Annotated in this window: 7 protein-coding genes and 1 pseudogene; 6 read left to right on the forward strand and 2 right to left on the reverse strand. The window is 69.8% G+C overall.

Annotation, left to right across the window (positions count from 1 at the left end; all coding sequences use genetic code 11):
• Positions 1 to 718 precede the first annotated feature (718 nt).
• Complete coding sequence (locus tag MKL20_RS01420; RefSeq protein WP_244035176.1) at positions 719 to 2,053, reverse strand: PLP-dependent aminotransferase family protein; 1,335 nt, start codon at positions 2,051 to 2,053, stop codon at positions 719 to 721.
• Positions 2,054 to 2,155: 102 nt separating this feature from the next.
• On the opposite strand from MKL20_RS01420, the gene MKL20_RS01425 reads away from it, so the two are divergent.
• The 5 genes from MKL20_RS01425 to MKL20_RS01445 all read left to right on the forward strand — a co-directional run bounded on the left by MKL20_RS01425 (position 2,156) and on the right by MKL20_RS01445 (position 7,070).
• On the forward strand, positions 2,156 to 2,359 hold the full coding sequence (locus MKL20_RS01425) for a DUF1127 domain-containing protein (RefSeq protein WP_244035177.1): 204 nt from the start codon (positions 2,156 to 2,158) through the stop codon (positions 2,357 to 2,359).
• 86 nt (positions 2,360 to 2,445) lie between these two features.
• On the forward strand, positions 2,446 to 4,365 hold the full coding sequence (locus tag MKL20_RS01430) for an ABCB family ABC transporter ATP-binding protein/permease (RefSeq protein WP_244035178.1): 1,920 nt from the start codon (positions 2,446 to 2,448) through the stop codon (positions 4,363 to 4,365).
• Between the two features lie 113 nt (positions 4,366 to 4,478).
• Positions 4,479 to 5,453: an ABC transporter substrate-binding protein gene (locus tag MKL20_RS01435; protein ID WP_244035179.1), complete on the forward strand. Its 975-nt coding sequence runs from the start codon at positions 4,479 to 4,481 to the stop codon at positions 5,451 to 5,453.
• 4 nt (positions 5,454 to 5,457) lie between these two features.
• On the forward strand, positions 5,458 to 6,267 hold the full coding sequence (locus tag MKL20_RS01440) for an ABC transporter permease (RefSeq protein WP_244035180.1): 810 nt from the start codon (positions 5,458 to 5,460) through the stop codon (positions 6,265 to 6,267).
• 8 nt (positions 6,268 to 6,275) lie between these two features.
• Positions 6,276 to 7,070, forward strand: a complete 795-nt coding sequence (locus MKL20_RS01445) for an ABC transporter ATP-binding protein (RefSeq protein ID WP_244035181.1) — start codon at positions 6,276 to 6,278, stop codon at positions 7,068 to 7,070.
• A gap of 28 nt (positions 7,071 to 7,098) precedes the next feature.
• Here the strand turns inward: MKL20_RS01445 and MKL20_RS33110 are convergent, their stop codons facing one another.
• Positions 7,099 to 8,001 carry an NAD(P)-dependent oxidoreductase gene (locus MKL20_RS33110; protein ID WP_244035182.1) on the reverse strand — a complete coding sequence of 301 codons (903 nt, stop codon included), beginning with the start codon at positions 7,999 to 8,001 and terminating at the stop codon, positions 7,099 to 7,101.
• Between the two features lie 365 nt (positions 8,002 to 8,366).
• On the opposite strand from MKL20_RS33110, the pseudogene MKL20_RS01455 reads away from it, so the two are divergent.
• Positions 8,367 to 8,505 (forward strand): annotated as a pseudogene (locus tag MKL20_RS01455) (lipid II flippase MurJ); the annotation flags it as partial.

The following is an 8,505-nucleotide window of genomic DNA, read 5'->3' on the forward strand; positions in this document are numbered from 1 at the left end:
GATCGGCTTTGGCGGCGCCGAACTCGGCCATGTCCACCCAGGTCTCCCCGCCACACAGCCGGGCCGCTAAGTCGTTGAACAGGATCTCCGCCAGCTCGTGCCGCGCATTGCCGGACCCAGACACCAGAACCGCCGCGACCAACACACCCATACCGCCCCTGCAGGTTCTCCCGTGCTCCAGGAGACCTCAAAGAATCCCGTTCGCCCTGCGCCGAAAGACCCTCCTGCCAAATGCTATTCCCCTGCCCGTGCGGTAGAGGGCTGGGGTGAGGGACCCTGTTTTTCCGGAAAACTCGCATCCCTCACCCTGTCCCTCTCCCGCACGGGAGAGGGGACCCGTGCGTCCCCCAATGCAAACCTGTGTCGCCCGTAACCGCCGAAGGCCGGAGCCGGCAATCGGGCCGAACCCCGAACCGAGGCGGCGCCGCAAAAAGGTGCCAGCCTGTCGCTGGGCATCCGCCGCGGCCGATGTATTCTGCGCGGGAATACCGTGCGCAGGGGCTGCGCCGCCGGCAATCCGTTCCACGGCATAGTGCAGACCGACGACATCGTGACGCGACTCTGCCATGGCGAACGAGGGCGCCATGCATCTGAGCTTAGGCAGATCACGCGATTCAGGGAAGAAAACCGGTTCTCTTCTTGCCGAGCCGCGTAGATTTTATGGCCAAACTCTTGCGACCTTGAGCGTGCCGCCGCCTCATGGACGACGGCAGCCCCATCACTCCACGACCTGATCGTCCTCCGAGACGGCCAGCCGCCGCAGGCTCCGGAGCGCCTCGGACAGGTCTTCCCGCGACGGGGTCGCCAAGGCGAGGCGGACCGCGTTCGGGGCGTGGCCCGGATTCACCGCGAAGGCCGGGGCCGGGAGCAGGGCGATGCCTCGGCGTAAGGACGCGGCGGCAAACGCTTCCGCCCGCCAGGTCTCGGGCAGTTCGAGCCAGAGGTGATAGGCGCGGGGATCGCCGACCACCGTGAGTCCGGCAAGAATCTCCCGGGCGAGGGCCTGGCGGGAGGCCGCGTCCCGGCGCTTGGCCTCCGCGAGCGTCGCCGCCGAGCCGCCGGACATCCAGTGCAGGCCGGCCGCGAGCGACAGGCCGAGCGCAGTCCAGGCGCCCTGACGCACGGAGGCGGCGAGCCGGTCGGTGAGGTGCGGCGGCCCGGCGATCATCCCGATCGTGAGGGCCGGCATCACCCGCTTCGACAGGCTGTCGATCAGGATCGTCCGGTCCGGCGCCAGGCTGGCGATCGGCTGGGTGTCGGCCAGGAAGCCGTAGACGGCATCCTCGATCGCCGTGAGCCCGGTCCGCTCGAGCACGCGAGCGAGGTCGGCGCGGCGCGCCGGCCCCATGGTCACGCCGAGCGGGTTCTGCAGGGTCGGCTGGAGATAGAGACCGCTCAGCGGGGTCGCCCGATGCGCCTGGAGGATCGCGTCGGGGCACACGCCCTCCGCATCCATGGCGAGCGGCACCAGGGTGATGCCGAGCCGGGACGCGATGCCCCGCACCACCGGATAGGTCAGCGGCTCGCAGCCGATCCGCTCCCCCGGCGCCGCCAGGGCCGCGAGGGCGGCGGCGAGCGCCTGCCGGCCGTTGCCGGTGAACAGGATGTCGGCGGGTTTGGGCGCGTAGCCGTCCTGGGCGAGGAACCCGGCTGCGACGGCGCGCGCCCGGGGCGTGCCGTCCGGGCCGTATTGGCTGAAGCCGATCTCGGCACCGCTGCGCGCCAGGGCAGCCAGGGTCTCGGTCAGCACGACCTCCTGCTCCGGCAACCGGGAATGGGTCCGCTGCAGGTCGTGGGCCGCCGGGGGCGGTTCCGGCTGAAGATTCACGGCCCGGCCCGGCTCGGAGCGGACGAAGGTGCCGCGGCCGACCTCGCCGGTTACGAGCCCGCGCCGGCCCAGCTCGGCATAGACGCGGCTCGCGGTCGAGACCGCGATGCCCCGGGCATAGGCGAAATCCCGCTGCGGCGGCAGCCGGTCGCCCGGGCGCAGCGTACCCGCGGCGATCTCGGCGGCGACCGCGTCGGCGACGTCCCGGTAATCCGTGGCCCGCATCATTGCTCCGAGTGCAATGTTTCGATTGATCCGAGGTCTTTATCGGTTCAATCCTGGCGCCGCAATCCCGGCCGGACTGCTCCCGTCACCGGATCCTCCGCCATGTCGATCATCACGTTCCCCTCCGCCGCTACGTCCGTGCGCTCCGCGAACCGGCCGGCCCGGCCATCCCTGTTGGGGCTCTGGCGCCAGCGCATCCAGACCCGGAGGGCGCTCGCCGCCCTGCATCCGGACCAGCTGCGGGAGGCCGGCATCGAACCCTGGCGCCTGCGCCACGAGATCCGGAAGCCGTTCTGGAGAGGATGACCGGCCCTGCGGCGGCCGCGGGTGCCCTGTTCGTTCGGCGGACCTATATGCGGGTGGAAGATTGTTCCTCCCGCACAGAATCCCGCATGACCGACGACACCGCGCCCCCGGCCGGGTCACCCCCAGCCGAGCGCCCCGGGCTGCTCGCCACCTATCGGCGCCTCTGGCCGCATCTGTGGCCGCACGACCGGCCCGACCTGCAGAGCCGCGTGTTCCTGGCCTTCGGGCTGCTGCTCGCGGCCAAGCTCGTGACCATGGTGACGCCGTTCACCTTCAAGTGGATCACCGACGCCCTGGTCGCCGCGATCGGTGGGAAGGACGCGCCGCTGCCGACCGGCCTGTTCGCCGCCCCGATGCTGCTCATCGCCCTCTACGGCGTGTCGCGGATCGCCATGTCGGCGCTGACCCAGGTGCGCGACGGGCTGTTCGCCAAGGTGGCGATGCACGCGGTGCGCCGCCTGGCGCTCCGGACCTTCGAGCACATGCACCGCCTGTCCCTGCGCTTCCACCTGGAGCGCAAGACCGGCGGCCTCACCCGGGTGCTCGAGCGCGGCCGCGCCGGCATCGAGGAATTGTCACGCCTGATGGTGCTGACCCTGGTGCCGACCATCGTCGAGTTCGCGCTGGTGCTCGGGGTGCTGGCCTACGAGTTCGACTGGCGCTACGCGCTGGTGGCGTTCCTCACGGTCGGGGCCTATCTCGGCTTCACCTACAAGGCGACCGAGTGGCGGATCGCCATCCGCCGCCGGATGAATGCGTCGGATACCGACGCCAACACCAAGGCCGTCGACTCACTGCTCAATTACGAGACGGTGAAGTATTTCGGCGCGGAGGCCCGCGAGGCGGCCCGCTACGACGTGTCGATGGCGAAATACGAAAAAGCCTCGACCCAGACCTACGTCTCGCTCGCGGTGCTCAATGCCGGCCAAGCGGTGATCTTCACCATCGGGATGACGATCGTGATGTGGCTCGCCGCCCGGGACATCCTGGCCGGGCGCACGACGATCGGCGGCTTCGTGCTCGCCAACACCCTGCTGGTGCAGCTGTCGATGCCCCTGAACTTCATGGGCATGATCTACCGCGAGATCAAACAGGCGCTGATCGACATCGACGACATGTTCCGCATCCTCGGTCAGAACCCTGAGATCGCCGACCGGCCGAACGCGGCACCGCTGACGGTGGCGGGCGGCACGGTGCGGTTCGAGGATGTGCGCTTCGCCTACACGCCGGAGCGGCCGATCCTGCGCGGCGTCTCGTTCGAGATCCAGGCCGGCCAGACGGTGGCGGTGGTCGGCCCCTCAGGCGCCGGCAAGTCGACCCTGTCGCGGCTGCTGTTCCGGTTCTACGAGCCGCAGGCCGGACGGATCAGCATCGACGGCCAGGACATCGCCGCGGTCACGCAGGAGTCGCTGCGCGCCGCGATCGGCATGGTCCCGCAGGACACGGTGCTGTTCAACGACACGATCGGCTACAACATCCGCTACGGTCGCTCGGACGCCACCGACGCTGACTTACGCGAGGCGGCGCAGCTCGCCCAGATCGACCGCTTCGTCTCCGGTCTGCCGGAGGGCTACGACACCCCGGTGGGCGAGCGCGGGCTCAAGCTCTCGGGCGGCGAGAAGCAGCGGGTCGCCATCGCCCGCACGATCCTCAAGGCGCCGCCGATCCTGGTGCTCGACGAGGCGACCTCGGCGCTTGATTCCTTCACCGAGGCCGAGATCCAGTCGGCGCTGGACCGGGTCAGCCGCGGCCGCACCACCCTGGTGATCGCCCACCGGCTGTCCACGGTGGTCAACGCCGACGCGATCCTGGTGCTCGACCACGGCCGCATCGCCGAGCGCGGCAGCCATGCCGAGCTGCTGGAGGCGGGCGGGATCTACGCGGCGCTCTGGGACCGCCAGCGCGAGGCCGACGCGGCGCTCGAAGTGCTCCAGCGCGCCGATGCCCCGGTTCTGCCGATCCGGGTCGGCCGCGGAGCCGTGCCGGCGACGGAGCCGGCGGAGTAGGGCACAGGGAGGCGGATTACTTCCCCGGCTGTATTCGTTATACTGCGCTGAACGGCCCATCGTGAAGGCCGCACTACGAATCGGCTCACGCCGTCCGGTCGGGGGAGACATCGATGTTCAAGGGCCTGATCGCGGCCGGCGCCCTGCTGGTCGCCCTCGGCGGCACCGTTCGGGCCGACGACGTCGTCCGGCTCGGCAACCTGAAATTCGCCCATTACGGCGCCATCTCCTACATGAAGGAGATCGCCCCGAAATACGGCCTGAAGATCGACGAGCGCCAGTTCGCCAAAGGTGCCGACATCTACCCGGCCATGGCCGTGGACCAGATCGACATCGCAGCCTCAGGCGGCGACGGCGCGGTGGCCGCCCGTGGCAACGGCGTGAAGCTGGTGGTGGTCGCGGGCTTCGCCGATGGCGGCGTGCGCATCCTCAAGCGGCCGGACCTGCCGGCCAAGAGCGCGGCCGACCTGAAGGGCCTCAAGGTCGCCACGGTCCGCGGCGGCACCCAGGACCTGATGCTGCTGGCCGAGCTCGACAAGCACGGCCTGACCTGGTCCGAGCGTCCCGGCAAGGACGTCCAGCTGACCTACTTCAACAACTACGCCGACCTGAACCAGGCGCTGGGGCAGAAATACGTCGACGTGATCTGCCAGTCGGAGCCGCAATCGACCCAGGCGATCAGCGCCGGCTGGGGCGTCGAGCTGGTCAAGCCCTACGACACCCCGATCGGCAAGCCGGTCCGGCCCCTGGTGATGACCGAGAAGATGTACACCGAGCGGCCGGAGGTGGCCGCCAAGGTGCTGCGCCTGTTCGTGGCCGCCACCAAGGCGTTCATCGACGACCCGGCGCTCGCCGAGAAATACGTCCGCGAGCAGGTATTCAAGGGCCAGCTCACCAGCCAGGATTTTCGCGACGGCATGGCCAACGCGAGCTACACCTACGCCATGCCGGCGGGCCACATGCAGGTCACCACCGACTACATGGTCAAATACGGGCTGGGTAAGATGCAGAACCCGCCCAAGAGCGATGCCGAGTGGGTCAAGCTCGACCTGCTCGACAAGGCCAAGGCCGACCTGAAGGTCGAGTAATCCGATGGCCCTGCGCGACCTTCGCGGCGTCCTGATCCCGGTCGCGCTGCTGATCCTGTGGGAGCTGGCGAGCCGCACCGGCCTCGTCTCGGCCGTGGTGCTGCCGCCGCCGAGCGCGGTAGCGGTGAAATGGTGGTCCGGCCTGCTGCCGGCCCTGCCGTACGATCCCGGCCAGGAGAGCTACCTGTCCTGGCTGTTCTCCGGCGAGATGCCGCACGACGCGGTCTCCAGCCTGTCCCGGGTCGTTTCCGGCTTCCTGATCGGGGCCGGGCTCGCCGTCCCGGTCGGCCTGGTCCTCGGCACCAACGACAGGCTCTACGCCCTGTTCAACCCGCTCCTCCAGGTGCTGCGCCCGATCCCACCGATCGCCTACATCCCGCTCGCCATCGTGTGGTTCGGGCTCGGCAACCCGCCGGCCCTGTTCCTGATCGCGCTGGGCACCTTCTTCCCGGTTTTGGTCAACACCATCGCGGGGGTGCGCCAGGTCGATTCGATCTACATCCGCGCCGCCCGCAACCTCGGCGCCGGCTCCTGGACGATGTTCCGCCGGGTGATCCTGCCGGCCGCGAGCCCGTTCGTGCTCGCCGGCATGCGCATCGGCATCGGCACCGCCTTCATCGTGGTGATCGTCGCCGAGATGATCGCGGTCTCGGACGGGCTCGGCTACCGGATCCTCGAGGCCCGGGAATACATGTGGTCGGACAAGATCATCGGCGGCATGCTGACGATCGGCATCCTCGGCCTGATCATCGACGGGGCGATGAGCCGCCTCAACGATCACCTGCTGCGCTGGCACCGCGGCCTGGAGCGGTAACCCGGACGATGTCGGCAGAGATCGTGGTCGCGAACGCCGTCAAGGTGTTCGGCAGCGGCGCCTCGGGCGTCGCCGCCCTTCAGGACATCTCGGCGACGGTGCCGGAGGGCCAGTTCCTGTGCCTGCTCGGGCCCTCGGGCTGCGGCAAGTCCACCCTGCTCAACGCGATGGCGGGCTTCAGCCCGCTCACCGCGGGCACGATCACGGTGGGCGGGAAGCCGGTGGTCGATCCCGGGCCGGACCGGGGCATGGTGTTCCAGGAATACGCCCTGTTCCCGTGGATGAGCGTCGAGGACAACGTCCGCTTCGGCCTCGACATCAAGGGCGTGCCGCGCGCCCAGGCCGCCGAGACGGTCGACCGCATCACCGCGACGCTCGGCCTGTCGGATTTCCGCACCCGCTACCCGAAAGACCTGTCGGGCGGAATGCGCCAGCGCGTGGCCATCGCCCGCATCCTCGCCCTCGACCCGCCGGTGATGCTGATGGACGAGCCGTTCGGGGCCCTGGACGCCCTGACGCGCCGCACGCTGCAGGACGAACTGCTCCGGATCTGGGCCGATTCCCGCAAGACGATCGTGTTCGTGACCCACTCGATCGAGGAGGCGATCTACCTCGCCGACCGGATCCTGGTGATGACCTACCGCCCCGGGCGCATCAAGCGCGACGTCACCGTGCCGATCCCACGGCCCCGCGACCCGGCCAGCGCCGAGTTCAACGCGATCAAGCGCGAGCTCGGCCAGCTCGTGATGGAGGAGCAGGCCCGCTTCACCGACGCGGAGCTGCACGCCCCGGCGGTCGATTGACGGTTCTTTGGGAGCGCAGCCGCAGCGCTCACCCTCCGGACCGAACCTTCACCCCCAACAAGTCCTCGAACGGCAGCACCATCGCGCCCTTGTCCCGGTCGCCGTGGCCCTGGCGCAGGGCGGTCTGGTAGGTCGCGGTGGCGGCCGCGGTGACCGGCATCGGGTAATTGCCCTCGGCCGAGATCGCGGCGGCGGCGACGAGATCCTTGTAGGCCGCGCCCATCGGATAGCCCTCGTCGAAGCGGCCCTGGAGGATCCGCGGCACGAAGTACTGCGACGCGTAGCTCCGGCTGGTGCCGGTGGTGACCACCTGGGCGATCTGGTCCGGATCCAGCCCCATCGCCACCGCCATCGGCAGCACCTCGGCGAGCGCCGCGATGTTGATGTCGTAGAGCACGTTGTTGATCGTCTTGGTCAGCTGGCCGGAGCCCGCCGGCCCCATATGCAGGACGCTGGTGCCGATCCGCTCCAGCAGCGGCCGGACCGCCGCGACGGTCTCCGGGTCGCCGCCACACATCACCGTGAGCGTCCCGGCCTCGGCGCCCGCCGGCGCCCCGGAGACCGGGGCATCGACGAAGCGCCGGCCGGTCGCGGCCACGGCGCGGCCGATGGCGAGCGCCTTGGCATGCGCGATGGTGCTGAGATCCACCACGATCGCCCCGGGCGCCAGCCGCTCGGCCAGGCGATCCCCGCCGAACAGGGCCGCCTTGACCACGTCGCCGTTCGGCAGGCACAGGAACAGCACCGCGGCGCCGTCGAGCGCGGCGGGATCCGCCGTCGCGACGAGGCCCGGCGCGTCGAGCCCGGCGAGGCGGGCCGGGTCGGCATCCACCGCCACGACGGTCTCGGCTTCGGAGGCGCGCTTGGCCGCGAGGTTGCGGGCGATGGGAAGCCCCATCGCGCCGAGGCCGAGGATGGCGAGTTTCTGCACCGGACGGCTCCTCCTGCGGCCGCGGACCGGGCCAGCGGCGTGATCTGGGACGGCGCCGCCCGCCCCATGCCGTCATTGCGAGCGCAGCGAAGCAACCTAGGGACACGCTCCCTCCGGGGATCGCGCGCTGCACTGGGTTGCTACGCTGCGCTCGCAATGACGGTGAAGGCCGCAGCCCGCCGTTCGAGGGGACCTGTATCTGCCGTATCAGGATATGCCGCCATCGCGGATTCCAGGCCCCTCTCTGCTCGACAATGTTCCTAGTTTGTGCTCATTAGCCGCCACCTGTCCTTCGGTGCTTCGGGAGCGATCCCGGGGCACTCTTCGGGGGTCCGTGCGGTGGCTGACCGGCGGGTTCGGAGCTGCTGCTGAACCTCGCCCTGCCGGCGATGCCCTGGGTGGTCCACGCCCTGGCGCCGGGCTTTGCCGAGGATGGCGAGCGCTTCCAGCTCGCGGTGGCGCTGACCCGGATCACCTTCCCGTACCTGCTGTTCATGACCCTGG

It is taken from the genome of Methylobacterium sp. E-066, from assembly GCF_022829635.1.
GTDB lineage: Bacteria > Pseudomonadota > Alphaproteobacteria > Rhizobiales > Beijerinckiaceae > Methylobacterium.

Coding starts and splice junctions, on each gene's coding strand:
- MKL20_RS01435 (WP_244035179.1), top strand. CDS start 4,479: ATGTTCAAGGGCCTGATCGCGGCCGGCGCCCTGCTGGTCGCCCTCGGC.
- MKL20_RS01440 (WP_244035180.1), top strand. CDS start 5,458: ATGGCCCTGCGCGACCTTCGCGGCGTCCTGATCCCGGTCGCGCTGCTG.
- MKL20_RS01430 (WP_244035178.1), top strand. CDS start 2,446: ATGACCGACGACACCGCGCCCCCGGCCGGGTCACCCCCAGCCGAGCGC.
- MKL20_RS01420 (WP_244035176.1), bottom strand. CDS start 2,053: ATGCGGGCCACGGATTACCGGGACGTCGCCGACGCGGTCGCCGCCGAG.
- MKL20_RS01425 (WP_244035177.1), top strand. CDS start 2,156: ATGTCGATCATCACGTTCCCCTCCGCCGCTACGTCCGTGCGCTCCGCG.
- MKL20_RS01445 (WP_244035181.1), top strand. CDS start 6,276: ATGTCGGCAGAGATCGTGGTCGCGAACGCCGTCAAGGTGTTCGGCAGC.